18 protein-coding genes are annotated in these 18,130 nt (G+C 28.2%); 13 read left to right on the forward strand and 5 right to left on the reverse strand.

Annotated features, from left to right (window positions below):
• Positions 1-135: 135 nt before the first annotated feature.
• Positions 136-603 (reverse strand): hypothetical protein, encoded by a 468-nt coding sequence (locus tag K0040_RS07275; RefSeq protein ID WP_228108259.1) that lies wholly within the window; start codon positions 601-603, stop codon positions 136-138.
• Positions 604-846: 243 nt separating this feature from the next.
• Between K0040_RS07275 and K0040_RS07280 the strand changes: the two genes are divergently transcribed.
• From K0040_RS07280 to K0040_RS07315, 8 genes are all read left to right on the forward strand, one after another.
• The gene (locus K0040_RS07280) at positions 847-1,062 is read left to right on the forward strand and encodes a hypothetical protein (RefSeq protein WP_228108260.1); all 216 of its coding nucleotides are present in this window, start codon (positions 847-849) and stop codon (positions 1,060-1,062) included.
• Between the two features lie 263 nt (positions 1,063-1,325).
• Positions 1,326-2,468 carry a 5-bromo-4-chloroindolyl phosphate hydrolysis family protein gene (locus K0040_RS07285; protein WP_228108261.1) on the forward strand — a complete coding sequence of 381 codons (1,143 nt, stop codon included), beginning with the start codon at positions 1,326-1,328 and terminating at the stop codon, positions 2,466-2,468.
• 181 nt (positions 2,469-2,649) lie between these two features.
• Positions 2,650-3,798, forward strand: a complete 1,149-nt coding sequence (locus K0040_RS07290; RefSeq protein ID WP_228108262.1) for a toxic anion resistance protein — start codon at positions 2,650-2,652, stop codon at positions 3,796-3,798.
• Between the two features lie 152 nt (positions 3,799-3,950).
• Positions 3,951-4,607: a TetR/AcrR family transcriptional regulator gene (locus K0040_RS07295; protein ID WP_228108263.1), complete on the forward strand. Its 657-nt coding sequence runs from the start codon at positions 3,951-3,953 to the stop codon at positions 4,605-4,607.
• A gap of 105 nt (positions 4,608-4,712) precedes the next feature.
• A complete protein-coding gene (locus K0040_RS07300) occupies positions 4,713-5,984 on the forward strand; it encodes an MFS transporter (protein ID WP_228108264.1) in 1,272 nt (423 codons plus the stop codon).
• The gene (locus tag K0040_RS07305) at positions 5,974-6,318 is read left to right on the forward strand and encodes a hypothetical protein (protein WP_228108265.1); all 345 of its coding nucleotides are present in this window, start codon (positions 5,974-5,976) and stop codon (positions 6,316-6,318) included. Before K0040_RS07300 ends, K0040_RS07305 begins: the two co-directional genes overlap by 11 nt.
• A gap of 174 nt (positions 6,319-6,492) precedes the next feature.
• Entirely contained in the window at positions 6,493-7,656 is a 1,164-nt protein-coding gene (locus K0040_RS07310; protein ID WP_228108266.1) for a MerR family transcriptional regulator, read from the forward strand.
• A gap of 169 nt (positions 7,657-7,825) precedes the next feature.
• On the forward strand, positions 7,826-9,055 hold the full coding sequence (locus K0040_RS07315) for a tetratricopeptide repeat protein (protein WP_228108267.1): 1,230 nt from the start codon (positions 7,826-7,828) through the stop codon (positions 9,053-9,055).
• 82 nt (positions 9,056-9,137) lie between these two features.
• Here the strand turns inward: K0040_RS07315 and K0040_RS07320 are convergent, their stop codons facing one another.
• Positions 9,138-10,118: a dipeptidase gene (locus K0040_RS07320; RefSeq protein WP_228108268.1), complete on the reverse strand. Its 981-nt coding sequence runs from the start codon at positions 10,116-10,118 to the stop codon at positions 9,138-9,140.
• 18 nt (positions 10,119-10,136) lie between these two features.
• A complete protein-coding gene (locus K0040_RS07325) occupies positions 10,137-11,339 on the reverse strand; it encodes a DUF819 family protein (protein ID WP_228108269.1) in 1,203 nt (400 codons plus the stop codon).
• A 337-nt stretch (positions 11,340-11,676) separates the two neighbouring features.
• Between K0040_RS07325 and K0040_RS07330 the strand changes: the two genes are divergently transcribed.
• From K0040_RS07330 to K0040_RS07340, 3 genes are read left to right on the forward strand one after another with little or no spacing between them, the layout of a single operon-like run.
• Positions 11,677-12,252, forward strand: a complete 576-nt coding sequence (locus K0040_RS07330; protein ID WP_228108270.1) for a cupin domain-containing protein — start codon at positions 11,677-11,679, stop codon at positions 12,250-12,252.
• A gap of 23 nt (positions 12,253-12,275) precedes the next feature.
• Complete coding sequence (locus tag K0040_RS07335; RefSeq protein ID WP_228108271.1) at positions 12,276-13,514, forward strand: competence/damage-inducible protein A; 1,239 nt, start codon at positions 12,276-12,278, stop codon at positions 13,512-13,514.
• Positions 13,515-13,530: 16 nt separating this feature from the next.
• The gene (locus K0040_RS07340) at positions 13,531-14,313 is read left to right on the forward strand and encodes a Cof-type HAD-IIB family hydrolase (RefSeq protein ID WP_228108272.1); all 783 of its coding nucleotides are present in this window, start codon (positions 13,531-13,533) and stop codon (positions 14,311-14,313) included.
• Positions 14,314-14,324: 11 nt separating this feature from the next.
• Here the strand turns inward: K0040_RS07340 and K0040_RS07345 are convergent, their stop codons facing one another.
• Positions 14,325-14,915: a zinc dependent phospholipase C family protein gene (locus K0040_RS07345; RefSeq protein ID WP_228108273.1), complete on the reverse strand. Its 591-nt coding sequence runs from the start codon at positions 14,913-14,915 to the stop codon at positions 14,325-14,327.
• Positions 14,916-15,080: 165 nt separating this feature from the next.
• Between K0040_RS07345 and K0040_RS07350 the strand changes: the two genes are divergently transcribed.
• Positions 15,081-15,647 carry a DJ-1 family glyoxalase III gene (locus K0040_RS07350; protein WP_074917783.1) on the forward strand — a complete coding sequence of 189 codons (567 nt, stop codon included), beginning with the start codon at positions 15,081-15,083 and terminating at the stop codon, positions 15,645-15,647.
• Between the two features lie 14 nt (positions 15,648-15,661).
• The gene (locus K0040_RS07355) at positions 15,662-16,498 is read left to right on the forward strand and encodes a pentapeptide repeat-containing protein (RefSeq protein ID WP_228108274.1); all 837 of its coding nucleotides are present in this window, start codon (positions 15,662-15,664) and stop codon (positions 16,496-16,498) included.
• Between the two features lie 143 nt (positions 16,499-16,641).
• Here K0040_RS07355 and K0040_RS07360 read toward each other — a convergent pair whose 3' ends face one another.
• Positions 16,642-17,991 carry a sigma-54 interaction domain-containing protein gene (locus tag K0040_RS07360; RefSeq protein ID WP_416390181.1) on the reverse strand — a complete coding sequence of 450 codons (1,350 nt, stop codon included), beginning with the start codon at positions 17,989-17,991 and terminating at the stop codon, positions 16,642-16,644.
• Between the last annotated feature and the right edge of the window lie 139 nt (positions 17,992-18,130).

An 18,130-nucleotide genomic window follows, 5' to 3' on the forward strand; every position in this document is an offset into this window, starting at 1 on the left:
GCAAAAATGGAAAATTTAATTACAAAAGGCCATGATTATGAAAATCATGGCCCCTGAATATAACTAAATTATTACTATTTAATTTGTATTTTTTTTGAAGAATACACAATTATGTTTCCAGACTCTTATATTATATTATATAAATATAATTCCATAAATTCTTGTTTGAATAAATCCTCTGAAGATAATTTCTTCCACAAGTGCTATTACAAAAAAGTAATAGGCAAAATCTAAAATCAGTTTTGAAACAGTATTAAAATGATATCCACCTAAAATTCCTGAAGTAACATTTATAATTAGAAGAACTGCTGACAGTACCAGGCCTAAGATTAATGACTTTGATAGATTTTTTTTACCAAATCCTATTCTCTTTATGGGCTGTTTATTAATCACTGCAAATAAAATACATAATATAGCCAAGAAAAAGTTAACCTCATAACCTAAATATATATTTTTTTTGTCATACAACACCCCCATTACATAGTAAATAATCATAACTAATATATAAAATACAATTGCTGAAATGCCATCCTTGTAAGTGTATTTTTCTAATGTGTATTTATACTCCTTATCTGTTCTAAAAAAGGATTTAATAAAATTCATAATAATTTTCTCCCCATTAAAATATCAATCTTTACTTCGACATAGTTTACTAGTGTAAACTAATCTATATATTAAATTATATACTGTAGATGGTATTATTTCTATAATTCCATCTTTGTACGTAATTCCTATACAAGTAAAACGACAGAAGAAGGGTCAATTTTATATAGATATATACAAAATATGGAAATAAATGTTATAATTATCCTATATATTAACTATAATTAATTGGAGGGACTCGATATGAAAAAGTTAAATAATTATATTAATTTTGGATTAATATTAAATGTGATTGGCATAATTTCAAATCGTTTTAATTTACTACCAAGTTTTATTCAGGGACTTTGTATAGGATTAGGACTTACCTTAATATTTATAGGAATGTATGATCAAAATTATAATTTAGATAAATTTAGAAACTGCAAAAAAAATATATTAAACAAGACATTAGGAAAATAACAAACAATATATTTGTTTAATAGTAACTTAAATCTATTAGTTGAAAAGTCAATGAAATTTTAAATGATAGGGCGATAGTACTAAGGCATATTGCCCTTTTTACATGTTCACAGTTAAATAAAAATGACTTGAAAGGAATTTTTAGGTTATCAGTTACAATTAGCTAACTTATAATATATAATAAACTTAAAATATTATCACAAGGGTATAGTATATATCTAGATTTATGTTAATAATAAGAAAAATAATCTGGAGGCAATATAATGAATAAAAAGGACTTTTCTAATTTAGAAGATCAAATTATGTCCACAGTTAGCAGTGCACTAAAAGCAATAGATACTGTTAATTTAAAAAGAGACATTAACTATAAAACTGAGGAAACCCTAAATCAATTTATATCAAAGTTTAATGAATATGGTGTAAAATATATGGGTTTAAATAAAAAATCTAAAAATGATATATCAAAATACATTAGTAAAAAACCAGCTGGAAGTGTATCGGGAATACTTTGTATAGTATTTGGAGCTGGTGGAAGTGTAATTTATGGTTTATCAATATCGTCATTTCTAATAGCTAAAGCATTCTTTAGTAATTATATTGTAGGTAGCCAAGTTGTTACAGGAGTTTTAGTTTTGTTTTTTGTAGGAAGTGTAGGTTTATTATTAAAAGGAATAAATGTAAGAAAAAGAGTAAAGCGTTTTAAGACCTATGTCAGATTTATTGGCGACAATAGTTATTTTTTAATTGAGGACTTGGCAAGATTTGTAAAAGAAAAAAAGAGTTTTGTCCTTAAAGACTTACGTAAAATGATTGATTTAGGCATGTTTTTAGAAGGTCATATAGATGAAGAAAAAACTTATTTTATGTTAAATGATGAAGTCTATAGTGACTATTTAAATTTAAAAAAGGAACAAATAGCTAAAGAAATTAACAAGGAAAAATTGAAAGAAGAAATAGATTATTCAGGAAAAGAAGAAACAGAATCTACTGTTAAAATAGGTAGAGATTATATTGAACAAATAAAAGCTGTAAAAGATGAGCTTTCTAGAGAAGAAATAGCTATAAAGTTATATAAATTAGGGAACATTGGAGATCAAATCCTTAATCAAGTTGAAAAAAATCCTAATAAAACACAAGAAGTTAATAAATTTATAAATCATTATCTTCCTATTACTATAAAATTAATCAACTCATACAAAGAGTTAAATGATCAAGTAGTTCAAGGTGATAATATAAAAAATGCTAAAATTGAAATTGAAAAGAGTATTGATCTTATTAGCAATGCTTTTGAAAATTTATTAGATGATTTGTTTGAAGATGTTGTTTTAGATATTTCTACAGATATTTCTGTGCTTAAAACATTATTTAAACAAGAAGGATTAGGAGAAGAAGACTTTAAGAAGTAAATTTTAAGCAACGGATTTGCCTGAAGCGGGAGCAAAATGATTCGCCAACACGTTGCTCAAAGGCACATCGTTGGCGACATGAGGGTCGCGAATTTTGAGTAACGGATGTATCTAAAGCGTAGCGAAGATATATCGTTGACGACATAAGGGTCGCGAATTTTATAAAAGGGAGGCACTAACAATGAGTGATGAATTCAAAGAAAAGGCTATTGATATAAAACCAGAATTAAATTTTCAATCATTTGAGGAGGAAGCTCCTCAGGTAAAAATAAAAGAAGAAAAAGTAGAAGAACAAATAATTGATGAAATACAACTGACAGAAGAAGAGAAAAAAATGGTAGATCAATTTGTAGATAAAATAGAAATAAGTAATTCAAATTCTATTTTACAATATGGAGTAGGTGCTCAAAAGAAAATTTCTGATTTTTCACAATCAGCATTAAATGATGTGAGAACTAAAGATTTAGGTGAAATTGGAGAAATGCTATCTAGTGTAGTTCTTGAGTTAAAGAACTTTGAAGAAGGTGAAGAGAAAAAAGGAATTTTCAGTTTATTTAAAAAAGGCAAAGATAAGATTTCCCAAATGAAAGTAAATTATGAAAACGTAGAAAACAATATTACTAAAATGTGCAACGTTCTTGAAAAGCATCAAATACAACTTTTAAAAGATATTGCCATGCTGGATAGAATGTATGAAATAAATAAAGTATATTTTAAAGAGCTTTATATGTATATTTTAGCTGGGAAAAAGAAACTTCAAAAACTAGAAAAGGAAGAACTTCCTAAACTGCAAGAAAAAGCAAAAAAAAGCGGCAATCCTCAGGATGCTCAAGAATTAAATGATTTTATAGCTCTTTGTAATAGATTTGAAAAGAAAATTCACGATTTAGAATTAACTAAAATGATCTCCCTACAAATGGCTCCTCAAATTCGTTTAATTCAAAACAATGACACTTTAATGTCAGAAAAAATACAATCTACAATTATAAATACTATTCCCCTTTGGAAAAGTCAAATAGTGTTAGCCCTTGGAGTTGCTCATGCTTCTGATGCTGCCAGAGTTCAAAGAGAAGTAACAGATATGACAAATGAACTTTTACGTAAAAATGCAGAAATATTAAAAACTTCAACTATAGAAACTGCAAAAGAATCTGAAAGAGGAATTGTGGATATTGAAACACTTAGAGCTACTAACGAATCCTTGATTTCAACTCTTGATGAAATACTTAATATACAAACAGAAGGTCGTGAAAAACGTAGGGAAGCAGAAGCGGAATTAAGAAATATAGAAGATCAATTAAAAAATAAGCTTATAAATTTTAAAAATTAATAAATAAAGAGTCTTAGCCATTGATAGTAGATGGCTAAGGCTTATTTTATTTATGTCATGTCTTTTTCTATATATTAAGTTTTAGTTGACATAGACAAAAATAATTGCTAAGCTCATTACATACCGAACGAAAGTATGTAAAGGAGGATATAATGGCAAGAAATAAAAATCCTGAGATTACTATAAACCGTATTCTAGATGCAGCTATGGATCTATTTTTAGAAAAAGGCTATGATAATACTACTATTCAGGATATAGTAGATGCTTTAGGAGATTTAAGTAAAGGGGCGATTTATCATCACTTTAAGTCTAAAGAAGAAATAATTGAATCTGTTATACCTAGGCTTTATGATTCATCTGATAGTCAAATTATGTCATTAAAAGAATCTACTTCTTATACAGGGTTAGAAAAACTTAATAGGACTTTACTTATTTCCTTAAAAAACCCTGGGCAAGAAAAATTAGCTACTGCAGCACCTAATTTAATGAAAAATCCTAGATTTTTAACTCAGCAACTTTATAATACCATAGAAAATATTGTACCTAATCTTATAGAGCCAATTATTAGAGAAGGTGTAGAAGATGGATCAATAGTAACTGATAATCCAAAAGAAGTTGCAGAGACATTTATGATTTTAATGAATATATGGTTAAATCCAGCCATATTTCATTCTACAAAAGAAGAATTTAAGAATAAGTTTAACTTCTTTAGGAAGTTAGTTGACGATTTAGGTATACCTGTATTAGACGATAATGTTCTTCATGTGTTAGAAAAATATAGAGCTATTATTGAAAAAGAAAGAAAATAAAAATACTGCCCAATGTGGCAGTTTAATTTTTAAGATATACATACCAAACGAATGTATGTTTAAAAAATTAAAAGAAAAATAATATTTATATATGGAGGTTTATTAATGAATAACAAGGCAAAACTTTTTAACAAAGATTTTAGCTTATTAGTAGTAGGTCAAATAATTTCTCTCTTTGGCAATTCAATACTCAGGTTTGCATTACCACTTTATCTTTTGGACACAACAAACTCTGCGGCTTTATTTGGAGCTGTGTCTGCTTTTTCCTTAATACCTATGATTACAATAACTCCTTTTGGAGGCATTATTGCAGACAGAGCTAATAAAAGAAATATTATGGTGTTTTTAGATTTTCTAACTGCATTATTGATTACTGTATTTGCACTTTCTATAGAAACGTTTGACTTAGTAATAGCTCTTATAGTCACATTAATGGCTTTATATGGAATACAAGGTGCTTACCAACCAACTGTTCAGGCAAGTATACCAACTTTAGTAGATAAAGATAATTTATTACCTGGCAATGCTGTTATAAATCAAGTTAGCTCACTTGCAGGATTATTAGGTCCTGTAATTGGTGGTATTTTATATGGTTTTTATGGATTAATGCCTATTTTAGTAGCAAGTATAATTTGCTTCTTTGTATCAGCCGTTATGGAGATATTTATAAGAATACCTTATAGAAAGCAAGAAACTACATTAAGCGCTCTTTCTATTGTAAAAGAAGATTTTTTAACTAGTTTAAACTTTATATTTAAAGAAAATCCAGTAATTCTAAAAACTATTGTTATAATCTCTTGCTTTAATTTATTCTTAAGTTCTTTGATAATGATTGGTATACCAGTTATTATTACTCAAATATTGAATATGTCTAGTCAGTCCTATGGGGTAACTCAGGGTATGTTAGCCCTTGGTGGATTATGTGGTGGAATTATGACAGGGGTTTTAGTGAATAAAATTAAGATTTACCACAGTCATATAATTTTATTAATTGCTATATTAGCTTTGACTCCAATAGGTGTTGTGCTTATGTTTAATGTAACGCCTATGATTTCATATATTGTTGTTACAGTTTGTTGCTTTTTAATAATGGCAGTATCTACTTTATTTAGTATTCAAATTTTAACTTTTATTCAAGGTGAAACACCTAACCACCTTACTGGAAAAGTTATTTCATTTTGTTTGGCTATGACAATGTGTTCTACGCCTATTGGTCAAATAATATACGGATATTTATTTGAGGCTCTTAATAATCAAACACATATAATTATATTTGTTGCTGCCCTACTTTCTGGTTTAATAGCATTTATGTCTAAGAAAATTTTTAGTAGTTTGAAAAAAACTGATATTTATATGGAGGTATGTAATGATAGATAAAAAACTTATATATACAAGTATTAATTTTATAATTGGTATACTAAATATAATTGTAATAATGCCTTTAGTATTGGCTTTTGGTCTTGTAATTTTAGCATTATGTTTAGTAAATATAGCACTTTTTATAGCATTTGTTTTAGGTGTTTTAAAGATATTTATTCCTATTCTACCAGTAAACTTTGGAGTAAATAATATTATATTGAAACTTCTAATTATCTGTATTATAGCCGCTGCAGGCTATTATTTATATAAATTACTAAGTGTATTTATTCCACAGTATCTAAGCTTTTTAGTTATTTATATGAAAAAAAGTTTTACATTTAATATAGTATAAATAAAATATGTTACAATTAAACACAAAGAATATAAAAATTAAATTCAAAAAAGTATTGACCCTAACATTATGTCATAGTGTACTCTAAAATTACAGGTCCAGTACACAAGTAAAATTCATGCCGGCAGAGTGTATGTGTTATTGAGATTTAAAACCAAGGTAGGAGATAAAATTATGAGAACAGTAAAACAAGTTTCAGATTTAACAAAAATAAGTGTGAGAATGCTACATCACTACGACAAAATTGGATTATTAAAACCAACTAAATTAACCCAAGCAGGTTATAGACTTTATGATGATGAAGCCCTTGAAACTTTGCAACAGATTCTATTTTTTAAAGAACTTGATTTTCAATTAAACGAAATTAAAGATATCATAACTAATCCTCACTTTGATAAGATGAAAGCTCTAGAAAACCATAAAAAGTTGATTATTTTAAAAAGAGATAGATTAAATGGTTTGATAGAACTAATAAATAATACATTAAAAGGAGCAAACACTATGAGCTTTAATGAATTTGATATGAGTGAGTATTATAATGTTCTAGAAGAATTTAAAAAAGAAAATACTGATAAAGTTATTAAAATGTGGGGAAGTATAGATAAGTACGATGAAATAATTTCAAAGGTAAAATCTGAGGAAGAAAAGTTTGCCTCTATGGCTATAAAACAATATGGTAGCATAGAAAAATATGCTAAAGCACTTAAGGAAAATTTGAATAACAGTTTAATGTTAACTAAAGCAGAAGAGATGGATAGGTTTAAAGAAGATTGTCTTTGTGATAATAATCCTAAATTAAAAGGACTGTACAAAGAGCTTACAGCTGATTTAAGTAAGGATATTTCATCAAAGGAGATTCAAAAAATTGCCACTGACATAACTAATATGGCTAAAGATAATTATGAAATTTTTAGAGAAGATATGGGAGACAATTATTGGCATTCAATGGTACAACTTTATCTGGTATTTCCAGATTGGATAGAAAAAGTTGATAATATATATGGCAGTGGTGCCTCTAAATTTATAGGGAAAGCTCTAAAATGGAATTTGGGTGATTATGAGCCTAAACTAGAAACGCTATATAAAAAACTTACGTCTGATTTAAGCAAATCTCCATCATGTGAGGAAATTCAAGAAATAATCTTAGAAATAGTAGACGAAACACAAAAGCAACATGACTGTTTAAAAATAGAAATTGGAGAAAACTATTGGGCATATCAATCAGAACAATATTGTTTGGACTCTAATATAATAAAAGTAATGGATGATAAATATGGCAGTGGTACATCTAAATTTATTGGAGAAGCCCTAAAGTTTTATGTTAAAAGTAATGATTAATTGCAACTAAATTTATAAATGGTAAGAAAGTTTATAGTAGTTTTAGTTATAAATAAGAGAAGGCATACACAAAAATGTGTAGGCCTTCTTAACTTTGTGTTATAATTACCTAAGTAAAAACAATACTAAAAACAAATTTAGTAAGGAAAATAATATATAGGGGGAATATATGAGTAACTTTGAAGAAGATCTACTGGAATACAATGAACTAGATGCGTACAAGAAATTAAAAGATGCAAATGATTCTCTTTTTGGATTAGATGGAGAACAAAATTTTGAGAAATTTTTGCTTTTGAGTAAAATGTCAGCACTTCAAGGCAATGAATATAGCCAATACATAATTGGGATTTTTTATGAAGATGGTATGGAAGGTTTGGAACGTTTTTTTGAAATAGATATAGAAGCCGATGAAAAATACTATAAAATGAAAGATAATAAAAAAGCCTTAGCGTTTTATAAAAAAGCAGCTGATCAAGGATACAAAGATGCCCAGTACGCCCTTGGGAATATGTATTTTAAAGGGACTGGTACTGAAGTTGATTATGAAAAGGCCCTTTATTGGTTCAAAAGTTCTAAGACAGAGTTTGCTTGCTTTAATGTGGGTTGCTTTTATGAAAATGGCATAGGTGTAAAGCAAAGTTATAAAAATGCTATTAAGTGGTATGAAAAAGCTGCACAACTGGGAAATTCCAACGCTGCCTACAATTTAGGTGTTATGTATAAAATGGGGCAAGGTTGTAATATAGATTATGATAAAGCCGTAAAGTGGTATAAAAAAGCATGTATGCAAAACAATAAAAACGCCCTTTGTAATTTGGGACTTATGTATTTGAGTGGTGAGGGTGTAGAAATAGATTATAAAAAAGCTATTGACCTTTTTGAAGAAGCTGCTGAGTATGCAAATGAATTAGCTATGTTTCAACTTGGCTATATGTATGATCAAGGCATAGGTGTAGATAAGGATTTTGAACAAGCCAGAATATGGTATGAACAATCTGCAAATTTAGGATATGCTGATGCCCAGTGTAACTTAGGATATTTTTATCAAGAGGGACTAGGAGTAGAACAAGATTACGAAAAGGCTAAAATATGGTATGAAAAAGCCATAGAACAAGATGAATGTGTTGCTAAAAGTTGTTTGGCAGAGATGTATTTTTTTGGACAAGGAGTAGAAGTAGACTTAGAAAAAGCATTAGCTCTTTATGAAGAAGTATTAATTGATGTCAAAGAAATAGGCAATAAAGAAGAAATATCAGTAATTTTATTTAACATGGCGCAAGTACATGAAATAGGCTATGGTACAGAAAGTAATCTTAAAAAAGCCAAGGAATTATATGAAGAGTCAGCAGCTTATGGTTTAGAAGAATCAAATAAAAGACTTGAAAATTTAAAAATATAATTTAAATATTCTCTAGTATATTTAAATTAAAAAAGGATGTCTCTTTAATGATTGAAAAAATCATTCTAAGACATCCTTTTTTTTACCTTAAAACATCTTCCATAACCCTAAATATGTTTCTATGAGTTATTTTATCTATCTCATCCTCAAGATAACCTCTTTTTCTAAGTTCTCTAGTAACATTGTAAGAATGAGAAGCACTTTGAAGATTTTTCACATTAGGATTATTCACATTTTCTGAAAAGGAAGAAAGTGTATCACTACCTAAATAATCACAATAATCAAAACCTAAACAAATATGATCAATACCTATTAAATCTGCCATATAATCAATATGGTCAACAAATCCTTGCAAGTTTTGCTTATCTTTATTATGACTTACAAAACCGCTAAAGCCATTAAGACCAACTACACCACCGCTATTTGCAACAGCCTTTAATTGCTGGTCAGTTAGATTTCTTTTAACATCACATAATGATTTTGCATTGGAATGAGATGCTATTATTGGTTTTGAAGCCACATCTACCAAGTCCCAAAAAGATTTTTCGTTTAGATGAGACACATCCACTAACATATTTAAATCTTCCAATCTTTTAACAGCATTTTTACCATCTAGTGTTAATCCCCTATTTTCATCACCACAAACACCAGTAGCAAGTTTGTTTTCTTCATTCCAAGTAAGAGAGGCATGTCGCACATAAACTTCATCATGATAATAATTAATTTTGTCTATATCACTGCCTATATGACTCAAACCTTCCATACCAATTACAATATCTACTTTGCTTTTTGAAAAACCTTTACCTATATCTTTGTATGACTTAACCACATTTATAATATCTTTACTCTCATTAATTTCATCCTTTAAAGCATTTACAATTTCCTGTGCCCTAAGAGAAGGATTATTATCATAGGGTGGGTCTATCCATATAACAAATATACTGCCACAAACATTACCTTTTTTAAAATTATTTAAATGATAATTTTTAAAAATATTATTTTCCTTTTTCTCTCTTTTCAAAGTAATATGAGTGAAAGTATCAGAGTGGCAATCAAATATCATAATACCCCTTCTTTCATTCTATATTAAAAAGTTTCCAACTATTATACCGCAGTAATTTCCTATTACATATCCTAAGGTCCCAATTAGCATAATTGGAGCTATAAGTTTAGACCAAGATTTAGAAACAGCCATAGCTGCTGCAGTTGTAGGTCCACCGATACATGCGTTAGATGCCAAAATTGCATCTTCCAAATTAAATTTAAATAATTTTGCTGCACCAAATGTTACTAACATATTTACTAAAACTATTATTAAGCAAAATACTAGTAATAGTGGAGAATTATTAATTATAGATGATATAGATGCAGGAACACCTATAACTACAAAGAAAAGATAAATTAAGAATGTTCCTATTTCTTGAGCTCCACCTAGATTTCCAAAAAAGTCTGATTTAATAGTAGCGCAAAGCATAGTTACAGTTGTTATTATTAAATACTGGTTTCCAAACAAAGTATTAATTATTTTTAGAAAAGCATTAGATGTTGGTATTACAGAAGCCAAAAAATCTGCTAAACTTACAGATAGGGCAACTATTATAAAAGCTGAACCTATACAAAACCCAATATCCTTTAGAGATACTTCTTTACTTTTCCAATATGAAGAAGCAGCTGTTTCACCTTCTTTTATTCCTACTTTTTCAACTTCATCCATATGAGGGTGCTTAAACTTTTTTCTAAAGAAAGCAATAGATGGAATAGATATTAGTACAAAGAAATAAAGAGCCATTAATAGATTATCAGAAACTACTGCAGCTGAAACTAAATCTCCTGGAATGTCAAAAGCACTTGCCATGGCAGCAAAATTTGCACCACCACCTATGTATGACCCAGTCATCATACCAGCTAACTGTCCTAATTCAGGAATATGTTTATTTAAAAGTAAAAATCCTAAAATAGATCCAACCATGGTACCTATAGAACTAATTAAAAATAATACAAGTATTTTTCCACTTTCTTTCCAAATTTTTGTAATATTACATTGATAAAGAAGTAAAGTGATTGCTAAGGGAACAACATAAGTCCACACTTGATCATATACCACAGACTCCGTTGGAATAACTTTCAAATTAGATAAAATTAATGCTCCAATAAGAGCGATGATAGCGCCGGAAACTTTGGAAGCCCATTCATACTTTTGTTCTAAATAAATACTAAAAGCTGCCCAACCTGTAATAAAAGCCCATAATACCCATATATTTTCCGAACTAATTAATGTTTTCATAATAACCTCCCATAAATTTTTTCGAAATTTCAACATATTGAAATTAATTTAATTGTAATACATAATTTACCAAATTTCAATATATTGAAAAAATATTAAAAATATTAATAAAATACTGAAAATATATTGAAAATTATGTTTTTTGCAAATTTATTTGTTAAATATTATAAATACTTTTTAAGTTTACTTGAATTTTTACTATCTTTAATATAAATTGGAAATATATGCAGTATTATATTTAAGAAAATATAATAAATACCACATATAAATAAATTGAAAAATTTAATATATTGAAAAAAGATTATAAGTATTCAATGGTATTTAAGGAAGTGAATATATGAAAAAAGGTCTTGATATGAATATAGACATTGGCAAAAAAATTAGAGAATTAAGAAAGAGTAAGAACTTTAGTATTATAGATTTGTCTAGGGAAAGTGGCCTAAGCACAGGACTTATAAGTCAAATCGAAAGAAATATGGTAGTACCATCAATAAAAGTTATGTGGAAGATTGCCAATGTGCTAGAAGTTAATATTGGCTACTTCTTTGATGAAGATGATGAAAATATAGAGGAAAAAATAGTAGTCAGAAAAGATCATAGAAAATCAATTAACACTAATGATTCTACAAAATCTTATGAGTTATTAATGCCAAACTTGAATAATAAAAGTATAGAATTTATTTTGATTACATTAGACAAAGAGACTAAAATAAATAAAGAGCTAGTTTCTCATAAAGGAGAAGAATGTGGATATATAATTGAAGGGAAAATGAAAATAATACTAGAAAATAAGGAATATATTTTAGAAAAAGGTGATAGTTTCTATTTTGATAGTAAAATTCCTCATGTGTATGAAAATTATGGTGATGAAACATGTGTCTTAGTTTGTGCTATGACACCACCATCATTCTAAAATAAATTAAGAAGGTGATATTAATGAAAGCAGAAATTATTACTGTAGGTACTGAAATACTTTTAGGAGATATACTAAACACCAATACTCATTATTTATCTAATGAATTAGCAAATATGGGAGTTGATGTATATTATCAAATAACTGTAGGGGATAATGAAAATAGGCTGTTAAATCAGTTGGAAGAAAGTTTTAGAAGAAGTGACTTGGTAGTATTAACTGGGGGACTAGGGCCAACCCAGGACGATCTTACAAAAGAAGTCTGTGCTAAATATTTTAACTTAGATATGGAATTTCACCAGCCTTCATGGGACAAAATTATAGAAATACATAATAAAATGAAAAGAACACCTACTGAAAACAATAAAAAGCAGGCTTATTTTCCAGTAAATTCTATCATACTGCCAAATGAATATGGTACAGCACCAGGATGTATTATGGAAAAAGATAACAAAATCATAATAGTAATGCCAGGACCTCCAAGAGAAATGAAGCCTATGTTTGATAACTTTGTAAAACCATTTTTACAAAAAAATAGTGAAGACATACTTAAGTCAAAGGTTATTAGAATAATTGGTGTGGGAGAATCTAAGGTAGAAAGTGATTTACTAGATTTGATCCAAAAACAAGTAAATCCTACTATAGCCACTTATGCAAAAGATGGAGAGTGTACTGTAAGAATAACAGCAAAAGGAAAAACTGTTGAAGAAGTAGAAAAGTTAATTTTACCAGTTGTAAAAGAAATTAAAAATAGATTTAAAGAAACTGTATATGGTGAAGATGAAACTACAATAGAAGATGAAGTTGCAAAAATTCTAGTAAAAAACAACTTAACTATATCTGTGGCAGAATCTTGTACAGGTGGAATGGTATCTTCATCTCTAATAAATTATCCTGGTATATCTTCTGTGTTTATGGAAGGTTGCGTAACTTATTCAAACGAAGCAAAAATGAAAAGTTTAAATGTGAAAGAAGAAACTCTAAACTCAGTAGGTGCAGTTAGTGAACAGTGTGCAAAAGAAATGGCAGAAGGCGTTGCCACAAGACATAACACAAATATTGGGTTATCTACAACAGGCATAGCAGGTCCAGAAGGTGGCAGTGAAGAAAAACCTGTAGGACTTGTATATATGGGAATTAAAATAAATGACAAAACTATTGTAAAAAAATACATATTTAATGGAGATAGACAACAAATTAGATACAGAGCATGTAAAACTTTGTTAAACGACTTAAGACTAGAATTATTAAATATAATATAGATTTTTAGGAGGCAAAATGATAAGACATATATTTTGTGACTTAGATGGAACACTTTATAACGATGGAATTAGCGATGAAGACATAAAAGCCATAGAGGATATAGGAAAAGAAGGTGTAATATTCCATGTGGCAACAGGAAGGGTCTTTAAACAGGCATATAATATGTTAAGTGATAAAACTCAGTTAAATGGATATTTTATTTGCGAAAATGGTTCTTTTATTTTTGATAAAGATAAAAATTTAATATTTAAAGAACCTATAGATGATTATTTAGTGAGAAAAATTATAAATAGATTTGAATCAGATTTAGCTCATCTTTATCTAAAATATAATGGTGATATTATTTTGAGTGGAGGAGAAGAAGCTTTTAGTAATTATACTAAGGATTATATATTAGATAAGGAAATGTTTAAAAAAGAGAATTTTGATAACCTAGTTGGTAATGTAGGTATAGTATCAAATAATATGGATGAACTTAAAAGATTGGAGTATTATTACAAAAGTGAATTTAGTGATGTTTGTGATATTTACTTATCTGGGCCTTACACCCTAAATATAGTTCCTAACCATGTATCTAAACGTCATGGAATAGAACATATTTGTAAAAAATATAATATAAACTTGGATGAAGTTGCAACTATGGGAGATTCACCTAATGATATATGTATGTTAAAAGATATAAAATATAGTTTTGCAATGGATAAATCAAACAAAGATGTTAAAGAAAGTGCATCTTATGTAGTTAGCAGTGTTAGAGATGCAATAGAAAAAATCAAAAAAATAAATAGGACTAAATAGTCCTATTTGTTTTATACACAATTTTCTAATGTGTAAGAATTTGCGGTGTTAGCTAAAATTGAGTCAAGAACATGATTTACAACCATGCCACAAACATAAGCTGAAAATTTTAAATCGTTTTCATAGCTAGTTTGACAAGATTTATATCTTTTGTATAAGCTATGGAAAAATTCTTCCACACTATAATCGATTTCGCAATTTAAATCACAATTTGAAAAATCCATGTCTTTAGCATAAGAGGCTAGCTCCTTTTCATAAGCAACATGCTTATTCATGCTATGAGAAAATTCCCAACGTTCGCTATGAGGAGTAGTGAAAAAGTCACATAAAAAATGACAAATAACACCTAACTCTTGACTTAGCTTACTTATGGAAAAATATCTTTTTAAAGAATCTAAAGTTAAGTGACATAGATATTTTATTTTTTCTAGGACCATAGACAAAGACTCATCTAAATAATGCTTATTCAGCACATATTTGGAAGATATATCTGGCTTAATGTTACCATAAATAAAATTCTTTTCACTTAAAAAGAAAGATTTATTTGATTCTAATTTATCTAATACAGATTTAGATATAATAAAATGTGTGTTAATTAACATTGATTCACCTCATAAGTTTTGTGTATAGCTAAAGTATATATTTGAATTTTCTTAATTTTTGCTTATAATAACTATCTATATAAATAATAGCAAGAATGAAAAAGAAATTCAAGATGATAATGATTCCAATTTTAAATTATAACTGGAAATTAAGGAGGGTAAAAAATGAAAAAAGTATTAGTATTATTAGCAGATGGATTTGAAGAGATAGAAGCACTTTCAGTAGTGGATGTGCTTAGAAGAGGTAATATTGATTGCAAAATGTGTTCTATAGAAGGTGAGTACGTAAGAGGAACTCACAATATAGTAGTACAATCTGATTGTAGTATTAAAGATATTAATTCTGGTGATTATGACGCAGTGGTACTTCCTGGGGGGTTACCAGGAGCAGAAAACCTAAAGGCCAACTGTGTAAAAGAATTAATTACTAAAATGAATGAAAGTAAAAAAATAATTGCTGCAATTTGTGCTGCACCAGAAACATTAGAATATTTTAATATACTTGAAGGTAAAAAATGTACTTCTTATCCTGGTTTTATCCAAGAAAAAGAAAAGGTTAGTTATATAGAAGATGAGGCTGTAGTAATAGATGATAATATAATAACTAGTAGAGGACCAGCAACTGCCCTGTCTTTTGCTCTAACAATATTAGAAGAGTTAGGATGTATAAATGAAATGGAAGATATAAAGGAAGGAATGCTGGTTAATTTTTATAATAAATTTGCCAAATAATAGGAGTCAAAATGATGTATAGAAATTATAATGAAACAAGTTCTTATAAGAATTTAGAAATAGACTGTAGTAAATGCTTTGGTTTTTGTTGTGTGGCCTTGTATTTTTCTACAATAGATAATTTTCCCCAAGATAAAATTGCAGGACAACCTTGCAAAAACCTTAAAGATGACTTTACTTGCAAGATACATAAAGATCTAAGGAAAAAGAATCTTAAGGGATGTATTAATTATGACTGTTTTGGAGCAGGTCAAAAGGTGGCCCAAAACATATATAAAAATGTAAGTTGGAAAAATTCACAAGAAAAAGCACAGGAAATGTATGATGTTTTTGTAGTAGTAAAAAGCTTGCAAGAAATGATATGGTATTTGTGTGACAGTTTTACTTTTGCAGAAAGTGAAGATTTGAGAAGAAGAATAAATGAGATGATAATAGAAACCCAAGGTCTTACAAATCTTTGTGCAAAGAAAATATTAGAAATTAATTTAGAAGAACATAGAACAAAAGTAAATTACTTATTAAAAGAAGTTATATCAAATGTAATAAAAAAAATGAATCCTAAAAGAAAAAATGATGAACCTTTAGGTTTTGATTTTATAGGAAAAGACCTTAGAAATGAAGATTTAATAGGAGCAAATTTAGTAGGAGCTTTATTAATAGGAGCCAATCTCCAACACAGGGATTTAAGTGGTGCAATTGTTATTGGAGCAGATATGAGAGATGCAGATATTAGAGGTTGTAATTTGGAAAATACAATGTACCTTACTCAGTCCCAAATAAATAGTGCAAGAGGAAACTCTAAAACAAAATTACCACTATTTATAAAAAGGCCTTCTCACTGGGAGGAATAAATAAAAAATGCCAGCTTAAACTGGCATTTTTTACTTACATTTTTTATTTACTAGGATATTATGCTGATTTTAAAACTTTGGAAAATTCCTGAATTAAAGTATTGTAATATTATTTTGTCATAGAAAACTTCTAGATTAAATTATTATAGATTGTATTTTCTAATAAGTCTGCTAGCTTTGGATTGAGATATATTTAGGCATTTGGCCACCTTATAAGAACTTTTATAATGCTTATAGGTTTTAGAAATAATCTCTTTTTCGTAGGATTCCATTAAAGTATCAAAATCATGTTCATTAAAAAAGTCTTCCTTATCGTCTATATTATAATCAAAGTTATAGTTGAAAATATCTTTTGGAAGGTTTTTTTCAGTAATAACATGATTGGTAGATGTTAAAACAAGTTTTTGTATAATATTTTGAAGTTCTCTAATGTTACCAGGGAAATCATAGCAAGAAATTAATTTTATGGCATCCTTAGTAATTATTTTATTTATATTAAATTCAAAGCAATACTTATTAAAGTAATGTTTTATTAATTCAATAAGGTTATCCTTTCTATCTCTTAGTGGAGGTATTTTTAATTGAATAACATTTAATCTATAGTAAAGGTCCTCTCTAAATGTTTTTTCTTTTACCTTTTTTAATAAATCACAGTTTGTAGCAGATATAATTCGAATATCTACCTTTTTTTCTTTCATGCCACCTACTGGAGTAAAGGTTTTTTCTTGAATTAACTGAAGAAACTTTGCTTGAAGGCTTGGAGGAATCTCTCCAATTTCATCTAAAAATAAAGTTCCTTCGTGAGCAAGCTCTACAAGACCGGCCTTTCCTTTAGTTGAAGCTCCCGTAAAAGCACCTGGCACATATCCAAATAACTCGGATTCAAGAAGTTCTGGTGATATTGTTGCACAGTTAATAGTTATAAATGGTTTATCTGCTCTTCTACTATTTTTGTGTATATATCTGGCTAATGAACTTTTTCCAGTACCTGATTCCCCAAGAAGTAAAACTATAACATTTGTTTTTGAAATTTGATTTACTGTATTGATTATGGGTTTCATAACACTTCCTGTAAGAATAATATCAGTTTCTATTTTCAGAGTAGTTCTATATATATTTTCAATTTCGTTTTTATATTTATTAACTTCATTTTGTGTATCTGTTAATTTATTTTTTATTTGATTAAGTTCTGTAATGTCTCTAGTGTTTTCAACTATAAATTCAATCTCACCCTTATCATCAAATAGAGGAGTTGCTGTTAATACAAGTTTTTTTCCTGTATTAGTAAACTGTTCCATAGAACTCGTTTTCTTTGTTATCAAAACCTGAGGTATGGCACCTACTGTAGAATAGCCTTTTTCAGATAATATCTTAACATTTTTACCAAGCATCTCTTCTTTTTTTATTCCATAGTTTTTTTCAAATGCTTTATTACAATAAATTAAATTACCTTTATTGTCAGCAACACAAATCTCATCATGAGATGCATCCATAATTTTTTTATAAAAATCTTCTTTAAACTTCAAAATTATCCCCCTTTTATCCAAAATAAGTCATTTTAGACTTAATATATTGACTAAACTTATCTATGGTGCAAATAAGTCATAAACAACTTAATTATATTGGAATAAT

This window comes from Terrisporobacter petrolearius (assembly GCF_020748185.1).
Taxonomy (GTDB): domain Bacteria; phylum Bacillota; class Clostridia; order Peptostreptococcales; family Peptostreptococcaceae; genus Terrisporobacter; species Terrisporobacter petrolearius.